The following is a 26,180-nucleotide window of genomic DNA, read 5'->3' as shown; positions in this document are numbered from 1 at the left end:
TCCATTATCGTCGGCGATGCGCCGTGGGTGCCTGGTGGGTCCAGGCCGCGCACCTCGGGTCAGGGAGGGTGCTAGGAGTTACCGCGCTACATCGGCGTGGATCCGCCCTTCCTTCTCCGCCAGGCGCCCACCGTCTCCGCCCCACTGCAACCCGATGATCTCCGCGGCGATGGAGACCGCGGTTTCCTCCGGCGTACGCGCCCCGAGGTCCAGACCGATCGGTGAGGACAACTTCGCGATCAATTCCTCGCTCACGCCTGCCTCGCGCAGCCGGTCCAACCGGTCGTCGTGCGTGCGGCGCGAGCCCATCGCGCCGATATACGCGACGTCCAGCGGCAGCGCGACCTCCAGCAGCGGTACGTCGAACTTCGGGTCGTGCGTCAGCACGCAAATGATCGTGCGCTCGTCGACGCGTCCGGCCTCGACTTCGGTGGCGAGGTACCGGTGCGGCCAGTCGACGACGACTTCGTGTGCGTCCGGGAAGCGCTTCTTGGTCGCGAACACTTCGCGTGCATCGCACACCGTGACCTTGTGGCCGAGGAACGCGCCGATCTTCGCCACCGCCGCCGCGAAGTCGATCGCGCCGAAAACCAGCATCCGCCGCGGCGGCGCGTACGCGGCTACGAAAAGCGTCAGTTCGTCGCCGCGGCGCTCGCCGTCATGCCCGTAGTGAATGGTGCCGGTGCGCCCGGCAGCCAGCATGCCGCGAGCGTCATCGGTGACGGCGTCGTCCAGACGCTGTAGTCCCAAAGTTCCCGACGTACGGTCGTTCCAGATGACCAGGCGCTTACCGCGACGATCGTCTGGACCGTCTACGCAGGTCACGACCGCGACGGGTTCGTGCTCGTTGATCGACTGCGCAACGTCCGCCAATTCGGGGAACGTCTGTTTGCTGACGGGCTCCACGAAAACGTCAAGTATCCCGCCGCACGTCAGCCCGACCGTGAACGCGTCGTCATCACTGATCCCGTAGCGATGCATCGACGGTGTCGACTCACCGGCGGTGACCAACTGCGCCTCTTCGTACACCGCACCCTCGACGCAGCCGCCGGACACGCTGCCGAAGGCTTCGCCATCCGGACCGACGACCATCGATGCGCCGGCCGGGCGCGGAGCGGAGCGCCAGGTGGCCACGACCGTCCCCATACCGACCGTCTTGCCGTCCTGCCACCAGGGAAGTAAGTCGTCCAGGATTTCACGCATCGGCAATCACCTTCGCTAGTTCTGCATACGAGTCGAAACTATGACCCGCTACAAAATGATCAATGCTCGGCAGGGCCGCGATTATTCCGCCGGTCAATGGCTCGTAGCCGTCGTGACCCTTGTGCGGGTTCGCCCAAATGACGGTATGCGCCAGGCGATGTAGCCGTTGCATCTGCTCGCCGAGTAGATCCGGGTCGCCGCGTTCCCAGCCATCGGAGAAGATAACTACGGTCGCGCGTCGTGCCGCGCCGCGTTGTCCCCAGCGGTCCAGGAATGCGCGCAGCATCTCACCGAGTTGAGTACCGCCGCTCCAATCGGGGATCGCCGCGCCGGCCGCCTGCAGCGCCTTGTCCGGATCGCGCAACCGCAACTCACGGGTGACTCGGGTGAGCCGAGTGCCGAGGGTGAACACCTCTGTCGAGGTCGGGTTACGGCGTACGGCGGCATGCGCGAAGCGCAGAATGGGATCGGTGTACGGGGCCATCGATCCACTGATGTCACCGATGATCACCAGCTTGCGCGGGCGCACCCGACGGTCGCGACGTTCCAGGCGGGTGAACTCGCCGCCGGTGCGCATCGCGGAGCGGATCGATTTGTGCGCATCCGTGATGCCGGTGTGCGAGTCGCGGTAACGGCGTGAGCGCCGGGTTGCCGCGGCCGGGGCGAGTAGTTCGAACATGCGCCGCAGCGCTCGCCGGTCAGAATCGGTCAGTTCGGCGAGGTCCTTGTGCCGCAACACCTCCTGCGCGGACGCCTGCCCGGGCAGTGGATCCTCGTCGTCCGAGGGTTCTTCGGCCTGCTCATCCTGTGGTTGGTTCAATCCGACCGGCATCGTCATCGGGCGTGGTGTCGGCGCGTCCGCGGGATTGCGCGGAATCGCTTCCTTGCCCTCGAAGTACGCCGCGAACCCGGCGTCGTACTTGCCAAGGTCGTCGGGGTTGTTACAGAGGGTGAGCCGGCCGGCCCAATAGACGTCATCCTGGTTCAAGACGTCGAGTTCGCCGACCGCGGCGATCATCGACTGGGTCCTGTCGGGGGTGACGTCGATGCCGGCGACCTGCAACATGCGGGCGAAACCGAGCAAGATCTCGTCGATACCGCGTGCGGCGACACTCGACTCCTTCTCGGTGTAATGCAACATCCAGCCCGCGGTCATGACTTAGCCGCCCAGCAATGTGTCGAGATCGCCGGCGAGCACGCGCTCGGCGTCCTCGCGATACTTCAGCACGGCGCCGAGCGAGCGCGCAGCGTTCTCCGGGGAGAGTTCACGTACGCCGAGCAGGTGCAGGGCCTGCGCCCAGTCAATCGCTTCGGCGACGCCGGGCGGCTTGAGCAGGTCGGCTTGCCGCAGCGTGCCTACGGCGCGAGCGACCTGGCGACTGAGCGATTCACTCACCTCGGGTAGGCGCCGTCGGATGATTTCGACCTCGCGATCGAAAGAGGGATGTGAGACCCAGTGATAGAGGCAGCGGCGTTTGAGTGCATCGTGCACCTCGCGGGTGCGGTTGGAGGTGATGACGGTCAGCGGCGGAGTCGTTGCCTTGATCGTGCCGAGCTCGGGGATGGTAACCGACGACTCGGCGAGCACCTCTAGGAGGAACGCCTCGAACTCGTCGTCCGCCCGATCCAACTCGTCGATCAGCAGCACGCTCGGCGTCGTCTCCAGTGCCTGAAGCAGCGGACGGGCGATCAGGAACCGGCGTCCGTACAGCTCCTGCTCGACCTCCTCGCGCTGGGTGCTCTCGTCGGCTTCGGCCGCGCGCAGGTGCAGCATCTGGCGTGCGAAATCCCAGTCGTAGAGCGCCTGGGAAGCGTCGATTCCTTCGTAGCACTGCAGCCGGATCAGGGTGGCGTCCAGCACCGTAGCCAACGCCTGGGCGAGAGCGGTCTTGCCGACGCCGGCATCGCCCTCGAGGAAGAGCGGACGGCCCATCCGCAGGGCGAGAAACGCGGCCGTGGCGAGCCCGTCATCGGCGATGTAATCGGTCTTATCCAGAGCCGCAGCTAGGTCGGCCGGGGCGTCGTACTGCTTCATTCCCATGCACAGCTACCTTCTCGTCGGCGCATTTCGGCGAACTCGCCCAGTCTAAGCACGCCGGTTATTCGGTGTGCGAGGCCGCGGGGACCGGGGCGTCGACGAGTCCCACGGCGAGGGCGTCGGCGGTTCGGGTGACGGCGGTGAAACGCAGCCGCGGAATCGAGATCACGGCCAGCAGCCCGGCGAGGACGGCCACTGAGGCCGGCAGCCAGAACCCCATCCGAGCGCCGTGCGCATCGACGATCGATCCCGCCCCGCTCGCGCCGATCGTGATGCCGATAACCAGGGACGTGGTCGACCACGTCAATGCCTCGGTCAACGCCGCCGGCGGGACGAGTCGTTGAATAAGCGTGATGCCGGAGATCAGCAGCGGCGCAATGGCGGCGCCGCCGACGAACAACAGGATGCCCGCCAGCGGAAGATTCGCCGATAGCAGCATCAGTGGGCCGAGCACGGCGAACAGGCACGCGAAGGTGACGAACTGTGCGCCGACCGAGCGTTTGAACGTCAGGACGCCGAACGTCAGACCGGCCAGCAGGCTACCGGCGGCGAAGGCGGCAAGGATGATCCCGGCGGCCGATTTATGGCCGGCCTCTTCGGCGAGCGCGACGGCGACCACGTCGATCGCGCCGAACGCGACACCGCAGCACACATACACCAACGCGACCGAGACGAACGTCCCGGTGAGAAAGCGACGCGACGGGAAACGGGCCGCGTCGCGCCCGGACGGCGGTGGTTCGGTTGCGCGCTGGGCGGTGAACAGCCAGCCGCCGACCAGCAATAACGCGACGGGTACGACGATCGCGGCGTACGTCGAAATACCGGTCGCGAGAAATGTCGCCAATGGTGGTCCGATGACGAAGATAACCTCGTCGAGGGACGACTCCCAACTGAACGCGCGATGCTGCAGCGTGCTGTCGTCCAGCGCGTGGACCCAGCGTGCTCGGACCATCGCGCCGACCGATGGCCCCATGGCGCCGCCCAGAGCGGCGAAAGCGAACCACGTCCACATCGGCCACGCGAAGGTGACCGCGCTCGCGAGCAGGAGCCACGCTGTGGCACCGATGGTGATGATGGGCCGGACGATCCGCGCCTGCCCGTAGCGGTCGACCAACCGCGCGGTCTGTGGCATGACAACGGCGCCGGCCAGCGCGGCAGTCGCCGCTACCTGCCCGGCGAGCGCGTAACTCCCGGTTTCGGTGGAGATAAGAAGGACAGCGGCGATGCTCATCTGCGCGATGGGCATCCGGGCGACGAAGCCGGCGGAACTGAACCTGATCGAACCGGGAGTGCGGAACAGTGCTGCGTACGACTTGAGCACTATGCGGGCTGGCCGATACGCGCGCTGTCAGAGGAGACGGAATTGCGACAGGGCCAGAGATCTGCGAGGTCGTCGGCGGGTAACCCGAGCACGCCGGTGGCGACGCTGAGGTCTCCTCGCTGCAGGAAGTGGCTGATGGCCGAGCAGATCCGGCGCCACTCGAATTGAACCTGGCTCGCCGGTAGATGCAGCATGCCAGCGATCGCCGGGAATGGCAGGCCCCGTGCGCGAGCGTTCAGGATGGTGCTTTGCTGCGGTGTCAGCATCGCGAACTGGTGCCGTCGTGGCAGTTGATCGAAAGCGATCACTAGGCCCTGGGAGATGAAGGCGTGGCCATGCGCTACTTCCAGGAACGCCTTCTCGGCGACGTCCAGCGGCTTGGCGCGGGATACGACGCCCTTCGCGCCTGCTGCCAGACACGCTGCGTGAATGAACGGTCTAGCCTCCTGGGTGTAAACGCATGCGTGATGGCCCGCGCTGATTGCGCGGCGCAGGCCGTCGAGGCCGTGTCGAACTTCGTTGACGCATTTATCGGCGCGTTCGAGCTCGATGATGGTCACATCGGCGCGGGTGCCGCGGCCGACACATTCGTCGGCTGTCGAAAAGGAGCCGACGAAGTCCAACTCCGGCATGAGGCCCGGCAGTGACGCCCTGGTGAGCGACGAATCATCGACGAGGATGGCCGTGGGCCTGGCGTAACTCATCGCCGTGCTCTTTTCATGAATCCGAATTCTGCCCGATCGATGGCGTTGACGTAAGTAGCATTTTCACGGTGTTGGCTCGGCGGTAGTTCGGGGTTGGCGGCTAGATTCCCAGTTGGCGAGCGATCAGCATCAGCTGCACCTCAGTCGTGCCCTCGCCGACCTCCAAGATCTTGCTATCGCGGTAGTGCCTGGAGACCACGTAGTCGTTCATGAAGCCGTAGCCGCCGTGGATCTGGGTGGCGTCTCTGGCGTTGTCCATCGCCGCTTCGGAGGCCACCATCTTGGCGATCGAGGCCTCTTTCTTGAACGGCCGGCCGCTGAGCATTTTCGCTGCGGCCGCGTAGTAGGCCTGCCGAGCCGTCCAGGCGCGAGCTTCCATCCGGGCGAGTTTGAACTCGATCGCCTGGTACTTGCCGATCGGCTGTCCCATCGATTTGCGCTCCTTGGCGTACTTGACGCTCTCGTCGAGGCAACCTTGGGCTGCGCCGACGGCTAGTGCGGCGATCGCGATCCTGCCCTCGTCGAGGATCCGCAGGAACTGGGCATACCCGCGACCGCGTTCACCGAGCAGGTTCGCCTCGGGAACAATCACGTCGTCGAAGCTCAGTGGATGGGTGTCAGACGCGTTCCAGCCAACCTTGTTGTACGCCGGTTCAGCCGTGAATCCCGCAGTCGGTGTCGGGATCATGATCGCCGAGATCTCCTTGGCGCCGCCTTCGCGGACGCCCGTTACGGCAGTCACCGTCACGAGCCCGGTGATGTCCGTGCCGGAATTGGTGATGAACTGTTTGCTGCCGTTGATCCGCCAGTGCCCGTCCTCGAGTACCGCGGTGGTCTTCGTGCCCCCGGCGTCCGACCCGGCCTCGGGCTCGGTCAGTCCGAAGCCACCGAGTATCTGCCCGCTGGTCAACCGCGGAAGCCATTCCTGCTTCTGCTCTTCGGTGCCGAATAGGTATACCGGCATGGCGCCAAGCGAACAGCCCGCTTCGAGCGTGATCGCGACCGATTGGTCGACTTTCGCGAGTTCTTCCAGAGCCAGGCAGAGGGTGAAGTAATCGCCCCCCATCCCGCCGTACTTCTCATCGAAGGGCAGGCCGAACAAACCGAGTTCACCCATCTGCCGGACGACTTCGTACGGAAACGTTTTCGTCTCGTCGTGGTGGGCGGAGACAGGCGCGACCACTTCGCGGGTGAACCGGGCGACTGTCGCGCGCAGTTCTTCCTGCTCGGGGGTGAGGCTCATATCCATGGGTGTTGCTCCAGTTGCTCGGGCGGTGGGTTCGTCGCGGCTCAGGTGGTGGGTACGACGCGGCTCAGGTGGTGGGTACGACGCGGAGGATGAGTTCGTCGACGACGACTGAGCCGCCTTCGACGACACCTAGTTCGGTGACCGTGCCGGCGATCGGGGCTCTGAGGACATGTTCCATCTTCATCGCCTCGACGACAGCGAGCGGCTCGTCCTCGGCGACTTCGGCGCCTTCGCTGGTGTGTATGGCAAGTACGGTGCCTGGCATGGGCGAGCGGACTTCGCCGTCCGCCGCGGCGCCATGGATACCGAGTTCGTTCTCGGGAGCGAGCCGAGTGGCGACGTAAGTGCCGTGGTCTTCGACCCACACCCACGTCTCGGAGTCGGTCGGTAGCACGCGGGCCCTCGATTCGATCCCGTCGTCCAGGCGGATCAGGAACTCGCCGACACCGCCCAGGTCGATATCGACTTCCGCGCCGTCGCCCGCGACGGTGACCTGGGCGCGCAGCGGCCATTCCTGCCGCACGAGTGCTTCGATCGTGACCCGTTCGCCGGTAGAGCCGCGGATCGCGAACCGCATCGGGACAGGATCCCGCCCGGCGCGCCATCCTCGTATATCCGAGAACGGATCGGAGGTATCGCTGGGAAGGTTGCTACCGATGAAGTCTGCGGCGAGGGCGGCGTACACCTCAATCGGGGGTTCGCGTCGCACTAGGGACTCGATCTGCTCGCCGACCAAGCCAGTGTCCAGATCGCCGGATAACACCCTGGGGTGGGTGATCAAGGCGCGCAGAAACTGCACATTAGAGACAACCCCGAACAGCTGGTAGTCCGTGAGCGCGTCATCGAGTCGTTCGAGAGCTTCGGCGCGATCGGCGCCGTGGGCGATCACCTTGGCGATCATGGGGTCGTACGTCGTTGCGACCTCTAGTCCGTCGACCAGTGCCGAATCGATCCTTACGCTGCTGGTGGTTTCCGCGTCGGGGTCCTCGAACCAGTCGCTTTCGTTGAGTTCGAGCACGGTTCCGCCGGTGGGCAGGAAGTCGCGATCGGGATTCTCGGCGTACACCCTCGCCTCGATCGCGTGCCCGACGAGTTCGATGTCGTCCTGCGTCAGCTGCAGCGCATCGCCCGCTGCGACGAGAATCTGCCGCTCGACGAGGTCGATACCGGTCACCATCTCGGTGACCGGGTGCTCCACCTGCAATCGCGTATTCATCTCCATGAAGAAGTACTCGTCGGGGCGGTCGCCCGACACGATGAATTCGACCGTGCCGGCTCCGCTGTAACCCACCGAGGCGGCGGTGTCGACGGCGGATTTCCCGATTCTGGCGCGGGTCTGTTCATCGAGAAGCGCGGAGGGTGCCTCCTCGATGATCTTTTGGTGGCGTCGCTGCAGCGAACATTCTCGCTCGCCGAGATGGATCGTGGCGCCGTGTGAATCGGCGAGCACCTGGACCTCGATGTGACGCGGGTTCTTGACGTATCGCTCAAGGAAAAGCGTGTCATTGCCGAACGAGTTCTTTGCTTCGCGACGGGCCGACTCGATGGAGGCTCGCAGGTCGGATTCGGCTTCGACCAGGTACATACCTTTACCGCCGCCGCCGGCGGATGGCTTGATGAGCACCGGAAATCCGACCTCGAGCGCTGCCGCGTAGAGGTCGTCGTCGCTCATGTCCGGCTCACTTCGGCCGGGGACGACCGGAACGCCGGCAGCCGCGACGGTCTTCTTGGCGGAGACCTTGTCGCCCATCGTTTCGATTGCGGCGGGAGAGGGACCGATGAAGGTAATGCCCGCGTCGATGCACGCCTGGGCGAAGTCAGCGTTCTCGGCGAGGAATCCATAACCGGGGTGGATCGCGTCGGCGCCGGTGTCCTTCGCGGCCTGGATTACCTTGTCGATGGCGAGGTAGGACTCGCGGGCATTCGTGGGCCCGAGATGGACGGACTCGTCGGCATCGCCGACATGCTTGGCATCGGCGTCGGCGTCGGAATACACCGCAACACTGCCGATCCCCATATCGCGCAATGTTCGGATGATGCGGCTGGCGATCTCGCCACGGTTGGCGATCAGAACCTTGCTGAACATATCGTCTCGCTTTCCGTTACATCCGGAAGATGCCGTAGGAGGGGTCAGGTAACGGGCTGCGGGAGATCGCGCCGAGAGCGAGACCGAGCGTCATCCGAGTGTCGAGTGGGTCGATGATTCCGTCGTCCCACAGGCGCGCGGTCGAGTAGTACGCGCTGCCCTGATCGTCGTACTGCTGACGGATCGGCGCCTTGAATGCCTCTTCGTCGTCCGTGGACCATTCGCCGCCCTTGGCCTCGATACCGTCTCGGCGTACGGTCGACAGCACTGACGCGGCCTGTTCACCGCCCATCACGGAGATCTGGGCGCCTGGCCACATCCATAAGAACCGCGGGGAGTACGCCCGCCCGCACATTCCGTAGTTTCCGGCGCCGAATGAGCCACCGACGATGAGGGTGAGTTTCGGGACTCGCGCTGTGGCCACGGCGTTGACCATCTTCGCGCCGTTCTTGGCGATGCCGCCGGCCTCGTACTCGCGCCCGACCATGAATCCGGTGATGTTCTGCAGGAATAGCAGCGGAATCCGGCGTCGATCACACAACTGAATGAAGTGTGCGGCTTTGAGCGCGGACTCGCTGAACAAGATTCCGTTATTGCCGATGATGCCGACGGGATGGCCGTGGATGTGTGCGGTTCCGGTGACCAGGGTCGTGCCGTAGTCCTTCTTGAACTCGTCGAAGTAGGAGCCGTCCACGAGGCGGGCAATAATCTCGCGGACGTCGTACGGCGTGCGCGAATCGTTCGGTATTACGCCGTACAACGTGGTCGGGTCGACGGCCGGGGATTCAGGTTCGGCAAGATCCCACTGCCGTGCGGAGCGCGATCCGAGATTGGACACGATCGAGCGGAGGATCTGCAGTGCGTGCTCATCGTTGTTGGCCAGGTGATCGGTGACCCCGGAGCGTTTGGAGTGCAGGTCGCCGCCGCCGAGGTCCTCGGCGCTGACGATTTCGCCGGTCGCAGCCTTCACCAGCGGGGGACCGCCGAGGAAGATGGTTCCTTGGTTGCGCACGATTACGGCCTCGTCGGCCATCGCCGGCACGTACGCGCCACCGGCAGTGCACGACCCCATGACGGCTGCGAGTTGTGGGATGCCTTCAGCCGACATCGTCGCCTGGTTGTAGAAGATCCGGCCGAAGTGCTCGCGATCGGGGAACACCTCGTCTTGCTTAGGTAGGAACGCGCCGCCGGAGTCGACAAGATAAATACAGGGGAGTTTGTTCTCGAGTGCGACCTCTTGTGCTCGCAGGTGTTTCTTGACGGTGACGGGGTAGTACGTGCCGCCCTTGACTGTGGCGTCGTTGGCGACGATCACACACTCGCGCCCTTCGACGCGACCGACTCCGGTGATGATGCCAGCGCCGGGGGCGTCACCGTCGTACATGCCGTGGGCCGCAAGCGGCGAAAGTTCCAACAGCGGTGAGCCGGGATCGAGTAGGTGGTTGACGCGGTCGCGGGGGAGCAGTTTGCCGCGGGAGACATGTCGGTCTTTACTGGACTGAGGTCCACCGTCCGCGGCGGCGATCGTTGCGCGTAGTCGCGCACTGAGGTCGCGCTGGTGTGCGGTGTTGGCCTGGAACTGCGCACTGCTCGCATCGAGTTTGCTCGACAGTCTGGAGCGCATGCCGACTCCCGTCAGTTGGGTTAGTTAATATTCACTAACCCAAAAATCTAACGTACTGTTGGTGGCGTGTCCATATCCAACGCCACCGACCTTTCTGGTCCTCGCTCACGTCAGAAGGCCGAACGCACCGATTTATTGCTGCGTCAGGCGGCACGGCTGTTCGCTCGAAAGGGCTTCCGAGGCGTGTCGCTGGAGGAGATCGCATCCGAGGTCGGGATCAGCGGGCCGGCGCTTTATCGGCACTTTTCCAACAAGGTCGCGATCCTGACCGCCGTACTCGAGGACGTGTCCGTGCGGTTACTCGACGGCGGACGCGTTCGCGTTGCAGCGTCCGCATCGCCGGGCGTGGCGCTGGAGGCGCTGGTTGATTTCCACGCCGACTTCGCGCTCGAGGAAACGGACCGGATCCGGGTGCACAATCGCGACCTCGCCACTCTTCCGGAGGAATTCGCGGGCCCGGTACGCCGTGCGCAGCGCGATTACGTGGAACTTTGGGTCGACCAACTGGTGTTGCTGGACGAGGCGGCTGCACGCACGCCCGATCGGTCCGTCGCGCGATTGAAGGCACAGGCCGCTATCGGATTGCTGAACTCCACCCCGCATAGCGTCCGCCACGGAGATCCGGTAGCCGTCAAGCCGGTATTGGTGCATATGACCCTCGCGGCGTTGCGCTCGTAGATCTCTTGGGTCGTCGACCGCCCACCCCAGCTGGCCTAGAGCGGGGTTGCCTGCGGGGAGCGCGATTGTTTGCGCGCTTCCACTGACAACCCCGCTGTGGCGCTGTTACTTCAGATTGATGAGGACCTTCAACGAGCGGTAAAGCGCGTCGGCATGTACATCGAGTTTCTTGGGGTCACGCCACACCAGCATTGCCATCCGTTGCGTGGCGCCGAGATGCAATTGCACGATCTCCTGTGGCGCCAACATGGGTTCTGCGCGACCGTCAGCGGTCAACTTCTCGATGAACCGACGATGCCGCCGGGTGGCGCGGGAGTTGATGTTGTCGAGCAGACGCACGAAGGCCGGATCGTGCAGGGCCTCGTGCTGGATCACCGTGAGAACGCCGAAATTGCGCGACCACTGAGTGAGATTGGCATGGGTCGTCGTCCGCAGGATCTCCTCAGGATCATCGGTGACGTTCTCCTGGGCCTGCAGAAGTTCATCGCGCATCTGCTCGGCGACGGTCCGCAGGATCTCATACTTGGATTCAAAATACGTGTAGACCGTGGGCCGCGTGACCCCCGATGCCTTGGCGATCGCAGTGATGCTCGCCTGGGCGTAGCCGAGGTCGGCGAACACATGGCTCGCCGCCTCGGCTATCGACTGACGCCGGTCTAACAATGGCTGGCCACCTTCAGCGTCTGCAGGATCAGTGAGCGCGTGTCGGCCGGGTCGATGACGTCGTCAATTTCGTACGCCGCCGCCATTCGTACGGCCTTTCCCGCATCGTACATGGCTTGTAGCAGTTCCTCGTAGCGTTGCTGGCGGGCCTGCGGGTCGTCGATCGCCTCGAGTTCCTTGCGGTAACCGAGCCGGACAGCGCCCTCGAGGCCCATCCCACCGAACTCTCCGGTGGGCCACGAAACGTTCAGCAACGGGTTGTGCAGGTTACCGCCGCCCATCGCCATCGCGCCGAGGCCGTATCCCTTACGAGTCACGACCATGATCAGTGGCGTGCTCAGCCGCGCCCCGGCAACGAACATCGAGCCGAATCGGCGTACGGCGGCGTCCCGTTCGGATTCGGGTCCGACCATGAACCCTGGCGTATCGCACAGGCTGATGAGCGGCAGCCCGCGCGCCTGGCACATCGTGAGGAACCGCTCGGCTTTGTCGGAGCCCGGCGCGTCGATGGCCCCGCCTAGATGCAGCGGATTGTTTGCCATGATGCCGACGGCCTGTCCACCGATCCGAGCGATGCTGGTGATAATGCCGTGGCCGAAGCCTGCGCGCAGTTCGACCTGGCTTCCCTCATCGGTGAGGGTGTCGATGATTGGGCGGATGTCATACGCGCGTAGGCGGTTCTCGGGAACCATGTGCCGCAGTGAGCGCTGGTCGGGGACGCCCGTGACCTCGCTGGACTGGTTGGCGAGCAATCCGAGGACCGACTTGCAACGTTCGACGGCCTCATGTTCATCTTCAGCGAGGATGTCGACGACACCGTTGGGGTAGAGAACGTCCATTGGCCCGACGTCGGCAGGATGATGCACCCCGAGCCCGCCGCCCTCGATCATCGCCGGCCCGCCCATACCGATGCTGCTGTCCTTGGTGGCGATGATGACATCGCAAGCGCCGAGGAGCGCGGCATTGCCCGCGAAGCTGTAGCCGGCGACGACCCCGACGATGGGCACGCGGCCCGCCATCGCAGAGATAAGTAGGAACGTGTCGCTGATCAGCCCGGGGCCAGCGGGTTTATCGGTATCACCGGGCCGGCCGCCGCCGCCTTCGGCGAACACCACCATCGGCAGTTGCAGCTTCTCCGCGACCCGGAATAGGCGGTCCATCTTGCGATGGTTTGCATAGCCCTGGGTGCCCGCGAGCACGGTGTAGTCGTAGGCAAACACTGCGATGGGCGTGCCGTTGACCTGAGCGGTGCCGAGCACGATGCCATCGCCCGTGGTGTTCTCGCGCAGATCCTGTTCATCGCGGCGGGCGCGTTGCGCGGCGATCGCCAGCGCTCCGTACTCCACGAACGTGCCGGCATCGACGAGTGCGTCAATGTTCTCCCGGGCAGTACGTCGTCCCTTCGCGTGCCGACGTGCGACGGCGTCGCTTCGGGCCTCGTCAAGTCCGTAGCGATGCAACTCGATGGATTCGGCGAGGTCGGCGCGGATCTCGTCCAGGTCCTGTTCTTTGGCTACCTGGCTGCTCGTTTCACCGAGTTCGGCCGGTCGCAGCCACGCGACGATACTGCCTTCTTCCAGGAATTCCCCCGGAGCCGCGCTGATTCGGTGTACCAGCCCGCCGTCCTTGGCGATGACGGCATGCTGCATCTTCATCGCTTCCACGATGAGTAGTTCTTGACCGGGGTGGACGACGTCGCCCTCGTTGATGGAGACCGACACGACGGTCCCGCTCAGTTGGAGGGGAACGCTGAACGCGTCGTCCGGTACGTCAGGCGCGCCCAGATCGCTGGTGGCGGCCGCGTCCGGTGGCGCAGTCGGGGCGGGCCCGTCGTCTTCGACGTGCAGTTCGGCGAGGTTCCCGTCGAGATATGCGGTGTGCATGGCTCCGTCGCGGAAGTCATCTGTGGCCGTGATCGCGCGCAGCAGCTGCCGATTAGTGCGGGGGCCATCTACCACGAGGTCATCCAATGCGCGACGGAGCCGCGTGGTGGCCACAGCGAAGTCGGTGCCCGTCACGATCACCTTGGCCAGCAACGTGTCGTAGCGAGGGTTGACCGCGGCGCCCACCCGCGCATACGTATCCACGCGCACGTGCGGGCCCGTCGGCGGACCAAACTGCTTCAGCACGCCCCCGCTGGGCACTAGCGTGCCGTCGGCACTGAGCGTCTCGGCGTTCACCCGCGCCTGAACCGCAACACCAGTCTCGGCTGGTGCGGTGCGCAGGCCGAGCTTAGTCAGCGTGTCCCCAGAGGCGATCCGCAAACTGGCATCGACCAGGTCGACGCCGGTGACCGCCTCGGTCACCGTGTGTTCGACCTGTAGGCGAGGATTCACCTCAAGGAAGTAGTAGCGCTCGCCACTAACGAGGAACTCGACGGTGGCAAGACCCGCGTACGGGACTGCGGCGACGAGGCGACAGGCATCCGAGCGCATCTTGGCCAATAGATCATCGTCGGTCCATATCGCGGGCGCAATCTCGATGACTTTCTGGCGGCGCCGCTGGATGGAACAGTCACGGGTGCCGACGGCGCATGCGGCGCCGGTGGCGTCACCGAGCACTTGGATCTCGATGTGCCGGGCGCCGGCGAGCAACTGCTCGGCGTACACCGCGCCATGACCGAAGGACGCCGCCGCCTCGCCCGAGCATCGCTCAAACGCGGCCGGAACCTCAGCGGTATCGAAGACCGGTGCCATACCGCGTCCGCCACCGCCCGAGACAGCCTTGAGCATGACCGCGGCCCCGTCGCCGAGCCCGGAGAGGAATTGCGCAGCTTCCGCTGCGCTGACGGGTCCGTCGGTCGCAGGCAGCAGGGGCACATTGCACTGCACCGCCAGCTCCCGCGCCTTCGCCTTATCGCCGAACGCCGTCAATGCTGCTACGGACGGCCCGACGAACGTGACACCGTCGGTGGCGAGGCGCTGGGCAAATTCGGCGTTCTCGGACAAGAAGCCGTACCCGGGGTGTACGGCGTCCGCGCCGCTGGTGCGCGCGGCGGCGCACACTGCCTCGACGTCCAGGTATGCCGCCGGTCCCGCGCCCGGCAACAACACGCTCTCGTCCGCGCGGGCGACGTGTGGCGAAGACTGATCATCCTCCGGCGCGATGGCCACGGTCTGGTAGCCGAGACCTTGCGCAGCGTCGATGATCCGAATAGCAATCTCGCCGCGGTTGGCAATTAGTAACTTAGGCAATTCGTCCGTCCTTAGTGACTCGTACACCCGCAGCCTCCCGATCCCATACGTCACCGGATGTCCCGGCGCCTCGGAGCACGTGCTTCTGAACCTTCTGGGTAGGTGTGCGGGGTAGGTCTGTGGCTACCTCGAAGTACCGAGGGACCATGAAATATGGCATGCGTACCGCGAGGAACTCCGTGAGTTCGAGGAAGTCAATCTGTGTGCCCTCGCGCGGGATGATGACGGCCTTGATGTCGTCCTCAGAAAGCTCCGACGGCACCGCTACGACCGCACTCTCATACACGTCGGGATGCTCATTGATCGCCTTCTCCACTTCAAAACTCGAGATGTTCTCGCCGCGGCGACGGAGTGCATCCTTCATACGATCGATGAAGAAGTAGTGGCCATCGGCATCGACCTTGAACGCGTCTCCGGTATGCACCCATCCGTCGATCACGGTTTCGGCGGTCTTCTCAGGCAAGCCGTGGTAGCCACGGAGCACCATTCGCGGGTCCTCGGGCCGGACCCATAGTTCGCCGACCTCGTTGACATCTGCCTCGGTGTGATCCTCGCGCATGACCTTCAGGTCATAGCCGTCGCGGGCGAGTCCGGCTTCCCCCGGAACCAGCGTGGCCCAGGTATTGGACATCACGCCGCCGATCTCGCTCATCCCGTAGCCCGTTCCGATCTCGATGCCGAACCGCTTGGCGAATCCAAGAACATCGGTGGCGAGTGGATGCATGGTCGCGTACGTCAGCGGGTTATCGGCGTCGTCGGACCTCGGTCGCTGTTGTTGCAGGATTTCGGCCATCGCTCCGAGCAGCGTCGTGTACGTGATGCCGTGCTCGCGGACGGTTGGCCAGAAGCGACTCGCGGAAAAACCTGGTTCGATCACGCACGAATGCTGGTGAATGATCGATCCGTAGCAGCCCACCCATTGGCCCGCCAAGTGAAACATGGGCAGGGTGACCAGCACTCGATCGTCCGGAGTCGGCTGCCAGGCTGCGTCCTCACGTGAGGCGTAGGTGTACGCGTGCACATGGCAGATTTCCACGCCCTTCGACGGACCGGTAGTGCCGGAGGTGTACATGTACGCCATCAGTTCGTCGGCGCGATTTGCTGCTGGCGCCGTCGGATCGGACTGCTGGATTTCCTCGTAGCCGACGACGCGGAAACGTCCCGCGAGAGAGTCGGCAGCTCGGATATCGCCGCGGACGATCAGTGTGCGTAAGTGCGGAAGATCGTCCGCGACGAACTCAACGCGGTCGAGATACTCGTCTTCGACGAAGAGTGTGTCTGCGCTGGAATCGTTGAGCACGTGGGTCAGGAACTGGCCGCGGTGCGCTGTGTTTACCGGCACCTGGATGCCGCCGCCGAGGCAGATTCCGGCCAGAGCGTGCTGCATATCGATCGAATTGTTCATCAGCAGCGCGACCGGTAGCCCACGATCGACGCCCAGGCTCGATAGCCCGCCGATGACCTGCTGACTCTTTTGGTGCGTCTGTTCGAACGTGAGCTGCTGGTCGCCATTGATGAACGCAATCGCTTCGGGCCGTTCGTGTAACACCCGCTCGAAGGCGAAGCTCAGCGTTCGATTCTCGAACGCGGGAAGCCCAGTCATAGGAACCTCACTTCTGTTGAATATGTGGCGTCTGACGATTCGGAGGGCCATCCGTGATCGCCAAGATGGCCAGCGGTGCGAGCACCACCAGCCTGGCTCGGATCGGTGAATGGATCGTCAAAGAAAGTTGATTCCGTGCCTTTACTCGACTGTAAGGTGCGTCCTATAGTCATCGCAACCCAGGGCCGGGGATTCCCTCCGTAGCCCGAAAATCCAGAAACTCTGGGGGACAGACATGTTCAAAGTTGGTGGCCGTCGGCGATTCATGGCGGTAATGGCTGTGGCGACACTCGCGCTCGCGGGTTGTTCCGGAGACGGCGATGACGGGGACGGGCCGATTCAGATCGCCGCGATTGGACCAATGACCGGCCCCTCGGCGGTGTACGGCGAGACGAACGTCGCTACGTTCCAGTACGTCGTGGACCAGATCAACGAGGACGGTGGCGTTGAAGTAGACGGCAAGAAGCGTGAACTCGAACTCAACGTCTACAACGACGAAGGCAAGGCCGAGGGCGCGGTATCGGTGACGCGGCAGGCGCTGGATGACGGAAACTCGATCATTCTTGGCCCGTTCAACTCGGGCTCTACCAGCGCGGTACAACCGCAAATGGGCAAATCAGATGCCGTGTGGATAATCTATTCGGCGACCGTGGATGGCGCGACGGCGAACCCGAATGTTTTCCAGACTGCTGGTGGGCAGCCGGAGATGTTGGAACAGACGAAGGTGTTCCTCGAGGCGCATCCGGAGTTCGAGAAGATCGCGATGATCACGGATCAGACCCACACCGCGTTGATGGCATCGCATGACCCGCTGGTGCAGATCATCGAGGATTCCGGCCGCGAACTCGTCGCCGATCAGAGCGCGAAACTTGGTGATACCGACTTCAACTCGCAGATAGCTGAAGTTATCGACGCGGACGCGGATCTCTACATGTTGCGACAGAATCCGACTGAGGCGGCACTGCTGAACAAGCAGATGCGCGATATTGGCGGAGACACGACGCTGCTGTGGAGCGCGACCCTGACCAACGATCAGCAGTTGGACATCATGGGCGGCGAGGACCAGCTCAACGACGTCCTGCGGGTGGCGCCGGCGTACGACCTCGGGCCATTTGTCACGCAGGGCAACGAGACCGCAATCGAACTGCAAGACGAGCTCGGCGACATGGCCGGCGGCTACAGCGCCTTCTCGTACGACGCAATGATGACCGTTGTGGCTGCGCTTGAAGCGACGGAGGGCCTCGACAAGGAGTCGTTGTCGGATGCGCTGTCGGGCATCAACGCCGAGGATCTCAACGCGACGACGCTCAACCAGTTCACCCCGCAGGACGGTGGGCTGGTGTTCCAGGACCGAAAAGTCAAGGTTCCGGCATACACCGCCGTCTGGGAAATGGGTACGGGGTGGGTACCTACCGATGACTAGTCAGTGTTTCGTAGTCCGAGCTGGCGAGACGAGGTGAACGGATGTCGCTGTTCCTGCAGCAGGTCGTAAACGGGCTGGTTTTGGGCGGAGCGTATGTACTCGTCGCACTCGGACTTTTTCTCGTGTTCAGTGCGCTCCATATCCCGAACTTCGCGCACGGTGAGATGTACGCACTCGGCGCGTTCTTTCAGTACACGCTGGTAGTCGGTTTGGAGATGGATTTCTTCCTGTCGATCGTGCTGAGTGCACTCGGTGTCGCCGCTGTTGGCGCGCTATTGGAGATTGGCGTATTTCGTCGACTGGGCCGCCGAACCCTGGTAACGGTGCTGGTGGGCTCGCTGGCGCTTTCCATCGTGATCCAGGAGATCCTGGTGATGATCTGGGGGAAGGACGTACTGGCCGTTCCAGCTCCAATCAGCGGGATGATCGAGATCGGCCCGGTGCGAATCACTAACTACCGACTCGTCATCATCCTGATCGTGCTGGTCGTATCTGCGATTGTCGGCTGGATCGTCTACGGGACCCGATACGGCAAGCAGGTGCGCGCCCTCGCCCAGAACCGCGAGGTTGCAGAACTCACGGGGATCAGCGTGAAACGCCTGGGCACGTTGACCTTCGCGTTCGGCGCGGGACTCGCCGGAATCGCAGGTGCGCTGCTCGCGCCGAGCGTGGCGGTGGAGTCGCGGATGGGATTTCATCCAACGCTGGTCGGTTTCATGATCGTGGTGATGATCGGCGGCGGTGGCAGAATGCTCGCCGTCGTCATCGCCGGATTCGCGCTAGCGGTGATTGAGGTCCTCGCTGGCAGTTACGTATCGCACGCAGCCCAGGGCGCGGTCGTCTTCGCGCTACTCGTTCTGTTCCTCACGCTGAGGCCAGAAGGTGCCGTGCGACAGCGTTCCACTCAGAAGGTGACGTTATGACGACGACGATGAACTCGGTGGATGTCACCGAAGAAAAGGGAATCGAGCGGCCTAGGCTGCCATGGCTGCGCGACGATTTCGGGTTCCGGCTGAGATGGCGACTGGCGTTCGCAGCCGTCGCGACCGCGCTCGTGATCCTCATCGGGAGTACCGCCAACAGCCACGGGCAGTATGTGATCACCGCGGTGTTGATTTGGGCGCTGGTTGCTTCGACGCTCAACATCGTCTTCGGGCTCGCTGGGCAGCTTGCTCTTGGGCAGGGCGCATTCTTCACCGTCGGGGCATATATAGGCGTTCTGGGTACTGGTAGGTGGGGATGGAGCGGTTGGCTGTCGCTGTTCGTTGCGGGTGCGGCTGCAGCGATCCTGACCTGGTTGCTGGGTGCGGTGATCTTCCGCGCGAAGGGCCTGTATTTCGCGTTGCTGACCACTGGCCTCGCTCTCGTGGCGTACGAAGTGGCGGGAGTATGGACTCCGGTGACCGGTGGCACCGCGGGTTTGTCGACGTCCGGGCCGATCGAACTAGGCGGCGCGGCGAAGCCGTTCATGCTTGAGCCGTTCAGTATCGAGGATCCCACCGAGTACCTCGCTCTCGCAGCGATTCTGCTCGCGGCTCTGTGTGTCGCGGTGTCCGTGACTCGACGCAGGAAGACCGGTGCGAGTTGGGTCGCGATTCGTGAGGACGAGGTACTTGCCGCAAGCGTGGGAATCTCGGTAGCGCGGGAGAAGCGGCTGGCGTTCGTCGTAGCCTCGGCGCTCGTAGCGATGGTGGGCGTCATTTTCGGACACTGGATGGGGTACATCCTGCCGGAGAACTTCACCTTCGCGACAGCATCGTTCGGGCCGCTCGCGATGGTGGTGATCGGTGGCAGCGGTACGGTTCTCGGACCGATCATCGGTGCGGTCATCGTGACCGGGATGCCAGAAATATTCAGAGACCTACAGGATCTCTCGGCGCTCGCGTACGGCGCGCTGCTGCTAGTGGTCATGCTTGTTATGCCGGGCGGAATCGTAGGACTTGCCAAATCGGCCGGCACCTGGCTGACCAGCCGCCGGCGATCGACGACGTCAGGGGTGGTTGCCGATGGTGGCTGAGGGCGGACGGTTACACGCCGATGGGATCACCGTGCAGTTCGGTGGGCTGACTGCTGTTCAAGATGTCGATATCAGTGTTGAGCCTGGGAAGATTCTCGGTCTCATCGGTCCCAACGGGGCCGGCAAGACAACGATCGTGAATGTCCTCAGTGGCATGATTCAGCCGACTGCTGGCCGGGTGCTGTTCAACGACCGCGCTCATCGTTGGACCCTGAGCCGGGCAGCACGACTGGGCGTTGCACGAACATTTCAGGGATCCACGGTGTTTCGAGAGTTCTCGGTGATCGAGAACGTCGCGACCGGCGGGCTCAATTCCAAGCGGGCGGTCGATCCGCACGAAGTACTGGAGAAGGTGAGCTTGGCGCACCTCGCTCAGGAACAGGCGGGGAACCTATCGTTTGGTCAGTTGCGACGCCTCGGCGTGGCGATCGCATTGTCCACCGGGCCGTCGGTCTTGCTGTTGGATGAGCCCGGGGCCGGGATGACCGGAACGGACCTGGACGAACTCGGACAACTTATTAGGCACATCAGTGCCGACGGCACGAGTGTGCTGCTCGTCGATCACAACATGCGCTTTCTGATGAGCACCGTCAACCATGTGGTGGCGCTCGAAGGCGGACGTTTGATCGCTGAGGGAAGCCCCGCCGAGATCCAGTCGAACGAACGCGTTCGCGCAGCCTACCTGGGGAGCAGTCATGAGCCTACGAGTTGAGGGCCTGGTCGCCGGCTACGGCGAACGTGAGGTCGTACACGGAATCGACCTGCAGGTCGACACCGGCGAAGTCGTATCGGTACTGGGCGCGAACGGCGTCGGTAAGTCGACGCTGCTGCGCACGCTCGCCGGACTGATTCGGCCATCGGCTGGAAAGGTTGAACTTGACGGGCGCGACATCACGCGTCTGTCGGCCCACGAGCGGGTTCATAAGGGGCTGGCGCTGGTGCCCGAAGGGCAGCAGTCGTTCCCGTCGATGTCGGTCCGCGAGAACCTTGAACTCGGAGCACGATCGGTAAACCGTGGCTCGGGCACGCTCGCGGAGCGTCTGGACTCGGTCATCGAGCTGTTTCCGCGGCTCGGGGAGCGCAGCAACCAGATGGCTGGCACCCTCTCCGGAGGAGAGCGACAGATGCTGGCGATCGGACGCGCTTTGCTGACCGAGCCGCAGGTGCTCATGCTCGATGAGCCGTCGCAGGGACTCGCCCCCATCGTTATCGAGCAGGTAGCGGACACGATCGTTCGGATCGGGGCGACGACCACGATTTTGCTCGTGGAGCAAAACCTGCTGGTGCCGTCCCGATGTGCGACCAGGGTCGTCGTGCTGGAGGGCGGCAGACTCACCATCGAGGGCGAGCCGCAGGCGGTGCTGTCTGATGATCGCGTTATCCAGGCCTACCTCGGCGTGTAATGGTGGATTTGGCTGAGTAGCGGCTGCTCGACACGTTGACAGGTGTGACCTGAGCTACGTATGGTCGGCCGTCACATAAGTTGATACGGATGTCAGCTTGGCGGGAGACGACATGACGATCTCGATGCCCCCTCCGGGAGTATCGCTACAGACACCTGAAGTGGACCCCTCCTGGATGCGCGACGTGCTCGTGCAGGCGGGTGTCGCCGCGGCCGACGCGCAGTTAGATGAGGTCCGATTCGAGGAGTTCATTGGTACCGGCCAACTTGGCCGTAGCGCGCGGTTCACGCTGGAATGGGCTCGGCCGAACGGTGAACCGACGTCGGTGGTGGCCAAGATTCCGGGTATGCAGCCGGAGCTCACCGCGGTGTTGTTCGACACCGGGATGTACGACGCGGAGATCGCGTTCTACAACGACGTCGCGCCGTACGTCGAGGTCGCACGGCCGACCTGTTTTCACGCCTCGAGCGATCGCGAATCGCTGAATTTCGTCATCTTGATGGAGGACCTCGCGGCATACCGCGCCGGCGACCAGCTCAAAGGCATCGCGATGGACGACATCCATCGCGCGATCGAGCAGGCTGCCGCATTCCACGGCCCGCGATGGGGAGATCCGGAGCTGGCGAAGATCCCGTTCTACGCCGGCCGGAATCCGGACGGTGCTGACTTCACCGCCAAGAGTTACCGCGACTACCTCCCCGAGGTATTCGCGCGGCTCGGCGATGGGCTCAGTGCGGACGCGATCGACACTGTTGAACGGTTTGGCACCGTCATCGGTGACTGGGTGCACCGCACGCCAGAGGCTCCGGCAACGGTCACCCATGGCGACTTCCGTCCCGACAATCTGCTGCTGTCGCCGGAGAACCCAGATCGGCCGATGATCGTGGTGGACTGGCAGACATTGGGGTTGGGTGCTGGTCCCAATGACATCGCCTATCTGATCGGCGGCGCAACCGATGCCGATCAACGTCAACGCAGCGAAGACGAGTTGTTGGGTGAGTACCTCGGTTACCTGCGAGATCGCTACGGGGTAACCGGATACACCGAATCGCAGTTGCGTCAGGACTACGCGCTCGGAGCGTTGAGTGGCCTCGTGGTCGCGGTGACAGCGACGATCCGGGCGATTCGGACTGAGCGCGGTGACGCACTGTTCACCCTGATGATCGAGCGGCACGCAGCTCACGCGCGCGAACTAGGTTCCGTCGAACTGGCCGGAGGCTAGGCCGACTCCTGCGCGTGCCGGGTGAGCGCGTTGGTGGCGTGTCGGCCATGATGTAACGAACGTTCACCCAGACGACGAAGAGAAGGTGCTTGACACGTGCTCACGCCGTACGACGACTTCCCGTTACATCAGACTGCATTGCCGCTGGCGCAGGTCGGCGATGGACATCCAGACTTCTACGACCGGTTCTGGTTCAACGGCTACAACGAGGAGATGTTCTTCGCCGTAGCGATGGGTCTCTACCCCAATCGCGGTGTCATCGATGCGGCGTTCTCGACCGTGGTCGATGGTGAGCAGCGCAGCGTGTACGCGTCCGGTCGTGCGCCCCTGGACCGCAGTCGCACCGAGGTCGGACCGATCCGCGTCGAGATACTTGAACCGCTGCGTCGCAACCGCATCGTTGTTGATGCGCCGGAGCAATCTCTGAAAGCCGACCTCACCTTCACCGCGCGCACCGCTGCGTGTGAAGAACCCCGTCACACGCGCTACAACGGCGTACGGCTCGCGATGGACGTCACCCGTGCTACATCGCTCGGGTCGTGGCAGGGCACCATCGAGGTCAACGGCCGTGAGATCGCGGTCTCCGCCGACACCGTACGGGGCGTCAAAGATCGCTCGTGGGGTATTCGAGCCGTAGGTGAACCGGCTCCGCGGGCACCCGAGCCGACGGATCATCAACTGTTCTTCCTCTGGGCACCGCTGAACTTTGACGACGTCTGCCTGCACTACATGCTGCATGAGGATGCCGACGGCAAGCCGTGGGCGAAGACCGCGGCTATCCTGCCGGTCATCGGTGCGGATGATCCGGTGACCGGTCCCGAGACGGGTGCCCGGCACATCGGCGACATGCGACACGAAATCGACTGGGCCCCCGGGCTGCGGCGATCACAGCACGCCTCGCTTCGCTTCTCGCACCCCGAAACGGGAACAGCGGAGGCCATCGAACTCGAGCCGCTGTTCACCTTCCGGATGCGCGGCGCCGGCTATGGCCACCCACGTTTCAAACACGGAGCGTGGCGCGACGAACTCGTCGTAGATGGGGAGGTGCACGCCGTTGAGCAGCTCGACAACCTCGACATCCCTAATCTGCACGTACAGCAGATCGTGCGCGCCACCTGGGGCGACAAGGTGGGCATTGGCGCGTTCGAGCAGTTCATGCTTGGTCCACACGCACCATCCGGGGTTACCGGGCTGAACGAACCGCCCGTTCCATAGCCGATCTTCTCGGTGGACACCGACGATCCTGAGCCAGGAGCGTCGGTGAACCCGGAGCACATCAAGCAACCCGATGCCGAGCGAGGGATCCGGGGCCTGGGTCTACGTGCGGCCGTAAACCTTGCGCGGCGGGTGGTACTCGAGCAGCGCATTGTTGAACTGTGCGCCAATGATGATGGCGATCGCCGCGAAATAGTAGAACAGCAGGTAGGCGATGGGCGTCGCCAGCGCACCGTAGGTCAGACCGTGCGAATAAACGTACTGCAGGTAGATGCGTAGGCCTATCGACGCGACGATGAACACGATCGCGGCCAGTACGGCGCCGCCGAGTCCGCGCTTCCAGGGATGCCGATGTTTCGGCGCGACCTTGTACAGGGTCGTGAGGAGCAGAATCAGCAGGACGCCCACGGCCGGGAAGTAACTCACCTGGATCGCTACGTCAATGTCGCCCTGGACATCTTGAGGGAAGAAGCCGACCAGATAGTCGGGTCCGATGGCCAAGAGCGGTAGCAGGACGATGCCGAACACGAGCGCGACGAGGTACAGGCCGAGAGCGAAGATGCGCTCTTTGACCGGATGTCGCACCTCGTGCTGGTTGTAGGCGATCGTGATGGATTCGACGAAGGCCGCCATCGCCGAGGAGCCGGCCCAGAACGTCAATATAAGTCCGATCGAGATCGCGCTCGTCTGACTGTCAAGGATCGTGTCCACCGCATTGCCGATAAGCCCCTCGGCGACCTCCTCGGTGAAGATGCTGTTGAGGAGCGCGAAGATTTCCTCGCGGACGGCCGGTATCCAGGATGGGTCGATCGCGCGGACTAATGGGATTAACAGACCCAGCAAGGCCAGCAACATCGGTGCGGTCGACAGCGCCGACCAGAACGCTGCCTGCGCGCTCATCCCGAACAGGGAGTCGCCCCAAGCCTTGGAGATCGTGCGCCCGAGGATTTTTCGCCAGCGGCGGGTAACGGGTCCGGTCGCGGTGGGATCCGGTCCGCGGTCCGGATCGTGCCAGCGGGTCCTGCCGTCATCGGCGGAACTGACCTTGGGGAGAACAGCATGGGTCCAGGTGTCACGCCGCCGGGCTGCGATGCCCTCGCTGGTGGCGTCATCGCTCGCCGGGCTGTTGGGAGATTCGTCCTGCACGGCGGGGCTCTGGGCGACCCGGGGGCCAGTGGCTCGAGGGTCAGCGGCTCGTGGGTCGGTGGCTTGGGGTTCGGCGACTCGGTCCGGATGGGCTGCAGCTGTTGGGCCAAGCGTGACGCCGTCCTCATCAGGGACGTCGTCAGAACCTCGGTCCGTCACGTTCATGTCTGGGCGAGTTCGCCGACGAGTTTCGCGAAGATCTGCGCGGCGGGGTTTCGGACGGCGTTGCGGTGGCCGGACCCGGCCCACAACGCGAGTAGTGACGCATCGCCGCGCCGTGCGGCGGCCTTGCGGATGGGTGCGGTCATGTAATGCACATCGGGATATGCGCCTGGTGCCTCGGATTCGCCGGCCAGCATCAGTTCATTCGCGAGACCGCGAGCGTAGCGCCCAGAGAATGTCCGAGCCACGGCGGCGTCCGGGTAACGTTCGTCGGTCAGCGCGTCCTTGTGCGCCTCCGGCGATGAGCTCTCGTCTGCGGCGACCAGCAGAGTCCCGATAGCGACGGCTTGAGCTCCGGCCTCCAACAACGCGCGTACGTCCGTCCCGCTGCCGACGCCACCGGCGCCGACGATCGGCAGTTCGGTGACCGGCCGGATCCGTCGTACGACGTCGACGGCGTTCTTAGAGTTGGGCTCGGCGCTGACCGACCACACCCCACGGTGCCCGCCGGCGTTGGCGCCCTGCGCGATCACGAAGTCCGCGCCGAGGCGCTCGGCGTTGCGCGCCTCGCTGGCATTGGTCACGGTGAATCCGACGGCTGAGCCGGCGCGACGCAGCCGCGCGATGCTGTCGGCTGCTACCGCGCCGAAGGTGAAGGTGACGATCGCGATTGGATCGGCGATCAGGGCCTCGATCTTCTGCTCGAACTCATCGTCGTTGAAGCGCGGTTCGCCGACCTCGGCGCCGACCCGTGCGGCGAATGGGGCGAGCACCTCGGCGTATTGCTGTAAATCGTCGGCAAGCTCAGCCGAGCGCTGGCGTTGCGGGGTGAAGAGGTTGATGCCAAACGGTTTGGTGGTGAGGGAACGGGTCCGTTCGATTTCGCTGCGCATGGCGTCGGTGGACTTGTAGCCGGCGGCGATGAAGCCCAGCCCGCCGGCCTCGCTGATGGCCGCGGCGAGTTCCGGAGTGGAGGCTCCAGCCATCGGTGCACCAACGATCGGGTGCTGAAGCGTGCTGAACTCGAAGTGCATGGGTCGCCTCCCTCATGGAACGGTTGGGAACCCTGAAATCTTAACCGCGGCGCGATTTATGCCGGTGTTCATCAAGGGTGCTTGCGTGGCTTTGGCAACGTGGACGCTCGAGCGCACCCAAAACGCAGAGCAGGAGGCCGTTCATCTCGTATAGCGCGATGAACGGCCTCTCAGGCTGCGTTATGAGCAGTCATG

At 63.9% G+C, this 26,180-nt stretch carries 21 protein-coding genes; 8 read left to right on the top strand and 13 right to left on the bottom strand.

Going from position 1 to position 26,180, the window contains the following annotated elements; all coding sequences use genetic code 11:
• Positions 1–78 precede the first annotated feature (78 nt).
• The 8 genes from E1H16_RS03210 to E1H16_RS03175 all read right to left on the bottom strand — a co-directional run bounded on the left by E1H16_RS03210 (position 79) and on the right by E1H16_RS03175 (position 10,225).
• Positions 79–1,203, bottom strand: coding sequence for an XdhC family protein (locus tag E1H16_RS03210; RefSeq protein WP_134322216.1), 1,125 nt, complete (start codon positions 1,201–1,203; stop codon positions 79–81).
• On the bottom strand, positions 1,196–2,359 hold the full coding sequence (locus E1H16_RS03205) for a vWA domain-containing protein (RefSeq protein WP_243837609.1): 1,164 nt from the start codon (positions 2,357–2,359) through the stop codon (positions 1,196–1,198). Before E1H16_RS03205 ends, E1H16_RS03210 begins: the two co-directional genes overlap by 8 nt.
• Before the next feature lie 3 nt (positions 2,360–2,362).
• The gene (locus E1H16_RS03200; RefSeq protein WP_134322215.1) at positions 2,363–3,244 is read right to left on the bottom strand and encodes an AAA family ATPase; all 882 of its coding nucleotides are present in this window, start codon (positions 3,242–3,244) and stop codon (positions 2,363–2,365) included.
• 58 nt (positions 3,245–3,302) lie between these two features.
• Positions 3,303–4,562, bottom strand: coding sequence for an MFS transporter (locus tag E1H16_RS03195; protein ID WP_166741599.1), 1,260 nt, complete (start codon positions 4,560–4,562; stop codon positions 3,303–3,305).
• Positions 4,562–5,266 carry a helix-turn-helix domain-containing protein gene (locus tag E1H16_RS03190; RefSeq protein WP_134322213.1) on the bottom strand — a complete coding sequence of 235 codons (705 nt, stop codon included), beginning with the start codon at positions 5,264–5,266 and terminating at the stop codon, positions 4,562–4,564. Before E1H16_RS03190 ends, E1H16_RS03195 begins: the two co-directional genes overlap by 1 nt.
• A gap of 100 nt (positions 5,267–5,366) precedes the next feature.
• On the bottom strand, positions 5,367–6,515 hold the full coding sequence (locus E1H16_RS03185; protein WP_134322212.1) for an acyl-CoA dehydrogenase family protein: 1,149 nt from the start codon (positions 6,513–6,515) through the stop codon (positions 5,367–5,369).
• A gap of 64 nt (positions 6,516–6,579) precedes the next feature.
• Complete coding sequence (locus E1H16_RS03180; protein ID WP_134322211.1) at positions 6,580–8,601, bottom strand: ATP-binding protein; 2,022 nt, start codon at positions 8,599–8,601, stop codon at positions 6,580–6,582.
• A 16-nt stretch (positions 8,602–8,617) separates the two neighbouring features.
• Entirely contained in the window at positions 8,618–10,225 is a 1,608-nt protein-coding gene (locus tag E1H16_RS03175) for a carboxyl transferase domain-containing protein (protein WP_134322210.1), read from the bottom strand.
• 66 nt (positions 10,226–10,291) lie between these two features.
• Here E1H16_RS03175 and E1H16_RS03170 point away from each other — a divergent pair, with 66 nt between their 5' ends.
• A complete protein-coding gene (locus E1H16_RS03170) occupies positions 10,292–10,903 on the top strand; it encodes a TetR/AcrR family transcriptional regulator (RefSeq protein ID WP_134322209.1) in 612 nt (203 codons plus the stop codon).
• A gap of 105 nt (positions 10,904–11,008) precedes the next feature.
• Here E1H16_RS03170 and E1H16_RS03165 read toward each other — a convergent pair whose 3' ends face one another.
• From E1H16_RS03165 to E1H16_RS03155, 3 genes are read right to left on the bottom strand one after another with little or no spacing between them, the layout of a single operon-like run.
• On the bottom strand, positions 11,009–11,566 hold the full coding sequence (locus E1H16_RS03165; RefSeq protein WP_134322208.1) for a TetR/AcrR family transcriptional regulator: 558 nt from the start codon (positions 11,564–11,566) through the stop codon (positions 11,009–11,011).
• Positions 11,560–14,760, bottom strand: coding sequence for a carboxyl transferase domain-containing protein (locus tag E1H16_RS03160; RefSeq protein WP_134322207.1), 3,201 nt, complete (start codon positions 14,758–14,760; stop codon positions 11,560–11,562). The genes E1H16_RS03165 and E1H16_RS03160 overlap by 7 nt, the downstream gene beginning before the upstream one ends.
• Positions 14,753–16,363 (bottom strand): AMP-binding protein, encoded by a 1,611-nt coding sequence (locus E1H16_RS03155; RefSeq protein WP_134322206.1) that lies wholly within the window; start codon positions 16,361–16,363, stop codon positions 14,753–14,755. Before E1H16_RS03155 ends, E1H16_RS03160 begins: the two co-directional genes overlap by 8 nt.
• 235 nt (positions 16,364–16,598) lie before the next feature.
• Between E1H16_RS03155 and E1H16_RS03150 the strand changes: the two genes are divergently transcribed.
• From E1H16_RS03150 to E1H16_RS03120, 7 genes are all read left to right on the top strand, one after another.
• Positions 16,599–17,786, top strand: a complete 1,188-nt coding sequence (locus E1H16_RS03150) for an ABC transporter substrate-binding protein (protein WP_134322205.1) — start codon at positions 16,599–16,601, stop codon at positions 17,784–17,786.
• Between the two features lie 41 nt (positions 17,787–17,827).
• Positions 17,828–18,709 (top strand): branched-chain amino acid ABC transporter permease, encoded by an 882-nt coding sequence (locus tag E1H16_RS03145; protein WP_134322204.1) that lies wholly within the window; start codon positions 17,828–17,830, stop codon positions 18,707–18,709.
• On the top strand, positions 18,706–19,803 hold the full coding sequence (locus E1H16_RS03140) for a branched-chain amino acid ABC transporter permease (protein ID WP_134322203.1): 1,098 nt from the start codon (positions 18,706–18,708) through the stop codon (positions 19,801–19,803). The genes E1H16_RS03145 and E1H16_RS03140 overlap by 4 nt, the downstream gene beginning before the upstream one ends.
• Entirely contained in the window at positions 19,793–20,515 is a 723-nt protein-coding gene (locus E1H16_RS03135; protein ID WP_134322372.1) for an ABC transporter ATP-binding protein, read from the top strand. Before E1H16_RS03140 ends, E1H16_RS03135 begins: the two co-directional genes overlap by 11 nt.
• Positions 20,499–21,206 carry an ABC transporter ATP-binding protein gene (locus tag E1H16_RS03130; protein WP_134322202.1) on the top strand — a complete coding sequence of 236 codons (708 nt, stop codon included), beginning with the start codon at positions 20,499–20,501 and terminating at the stop codon, positions 21,204–21,206. The genes E1H16_RS03135 and E1H16_RS03130 overlap by 17 nt, the downstream gene beginning before the upstream one ends.
• A 112-nt stretch (positions 21,207–21,318) precedes the next feature.
• A complete protein-coding gene (locus E1H16_RS03125; protein WP_134322201.1) occupies positions 21,319–22,428 on the top strand; it encodes a phosphotransferase in 1,110 nt (369 codons plus the stop codon).
• 96 nt (positions 22,429–22,524) lie between these two features.
• A complete protein-coding gene (locus tag E1H16_RS03120) occupies positions 22,525–23,643 on the top strand; it encodes an Rv3169 family protein (RefSeq protein WP_134322200.1) in 1,119 nt (372 codons plus the stop codon).
• A 102-nt stretch (positions 23,644–23,745) separates the two neighbouring features.
• Here E1H16_RS03120 and E1H16_RS03115 read toward each other — a convergent pair whose 3' ends face one another.
• Both E1H16_RS03115 and E1H16_RS03110 read right to left on the bottom strand, forming a co-directional pair.
• Positions 23,746–24,954, bottom strand: coding sequence for a YhjD/YihY/BrkB family envelope integrity protein (locus tag E1H16_RS03115; RefSeq protein ID WP_208378813.1), 1,209 nt, complete (start codon positions 24,952–24,954; stop codon positions 23,746–23,748).
• Positions 24,951–25,985, bottom strand: coding sequence for an NAD(P)H-dependent flavin oxidoreductase (locus E1H16_RS03110; RefSeq protein ID WP_134322199.1), 1,035 nt, complete (start codon positions 25,983–25,985; stop codon positions 24,951–24,953). The genes E1H16_RS03115 and E1H16_RS03110 overlap by 4 nt, the downstream gene beginning before the upstream one ends.
• Positions 25,986–26,180: the final 195 nt, after the last annotated feature.

Origin of the sequence: Cumulibacter soli, assembly GCF_004382795.1 — a bacterium.
Taxonomy (GTDB): Bacteria; Actinomycetota; Actinomycetes; order Mycobacteriales; family Antricoccaceae; genus Cumulibacter; species Cumulibacter soli.
Note: the sequence above shows the minus strand (reverse complement) of the source record. Positions and strands in the feature narration are given on the sequence as shown.

Bases quoted from the DNA above. Each gene is read 5' to 3' on its own strand.
- E1H16_RS03190 (WP_134322213.1), bottom strand. From the start codon at position 5,266: ATGAGTTACGCCAGGCCCACGGCCATCCTCGTCGATGATTCGTCGCTC.
- E1H16_RS03205 (WP_243837609.1), bottom strand. From the start codon at position 2,359: ATGACCGCGGGCTGGATGTTGCATTACACCGAGAAGGAGTCGAGTGTC.
- E1H16_RS03145 (WP_134322204.1), top strand. From the start codon at position 17,828: ATGTCGCTGTTCCTGCAGCAGGTCGTAAACGGGCTGGTTTTGGGCGGA.
- E1H16_RS03130 (WP_134322202.1), top strand. From the start codon at position 20,499: ATGAGCCTACGAGTTGAGGGCCTGGTCGCCGGCTACGGCGAACGTGAG.
- E1H16_RS03135 (WP_134322372.1), top strand. From the start codon at position 19,793: ATGGTGGCTGAGGGCGGACGGTTACACGCCGATGGGATCACCGTGCAG.
- E1H16_RS03175 (WP_134322210.1), bottom strand. From the start codon at position 10,225: ATGCGCTCCAGACTGTCGAGCAAACTCGATGCGAGCAGTGCGCAGTTC.
- E1H16_RS03110 (WP_134322199.1), bottom strand. From the start codon at position 25,985: ATGCACTTCGAGTTCAGCACGCTTCAGCACCCGATCGTTGGTGCACCG.
- E1H16_RS03185 (WP_134322212.1), bottom strand. From the start codon at position 6,515: ATGGATATGAGCCTCACCCCCGAGCAGGAAGAACTGCGCGCGACAGTC.
- E1H16_RS03180 (WP_134322211.1), bottom strand. From the start codon at position 8,601: ATGTTCAGCAAGGTTCTGATCGCCAACCGTGGCGAGATCGCCAGCCGC.
- E1H16_RS03210 (WP_134322216.1), bottom strand. From the start codon at position 1,203: ATGCGTGAAATCCTGGACGACTTACTTCCCTGGTGGCAGGACGGCAAG.
- E1H16_RS03125 (WP_134322201.1), top strand. From the start codon at position 21,319: ATGACGATCTCGATGCCCCCTCCGGGAGTATCGCTACAGACACCTGAA.
- E1H16_RS03115 (WP_208378813.1), bottom strand. From the start codon at position 24,954: ATGAACGTGACGGACCGAGGTTCTGACGACGTCCCTGATGAGGACGGC.
- E1H16_RS03155 (WP_134322206.1), bottom strand. From the start codon at position 16,363: ATGACTGGGCTTCCCGCGTTCGAGAATCGAACGCTGAGCTTCGCCTTC.
- E1H16_RS03140 (WP_134322203.1), top strand. From the start codon at position 18,706: ATGACGACGACGATGAACTCGGTGGATGTCACCGAAGAAAAGGGAATC.
- E1H16_RS03200 (WP_134322215.1), bottom strand. From the start codon at position 3,244: ATGGGAATGAAGCAGTACGACGCCCCGGCCGACCTAGCTGCGGCTCTG.
- E1H16_RS03150 (WP_134322205.1), top strand. From the start codon at position 16,599: ATGTTCAAAGTTGGTGGCCGTCGGCGATTCATGGCGGTAATGGCTGTG.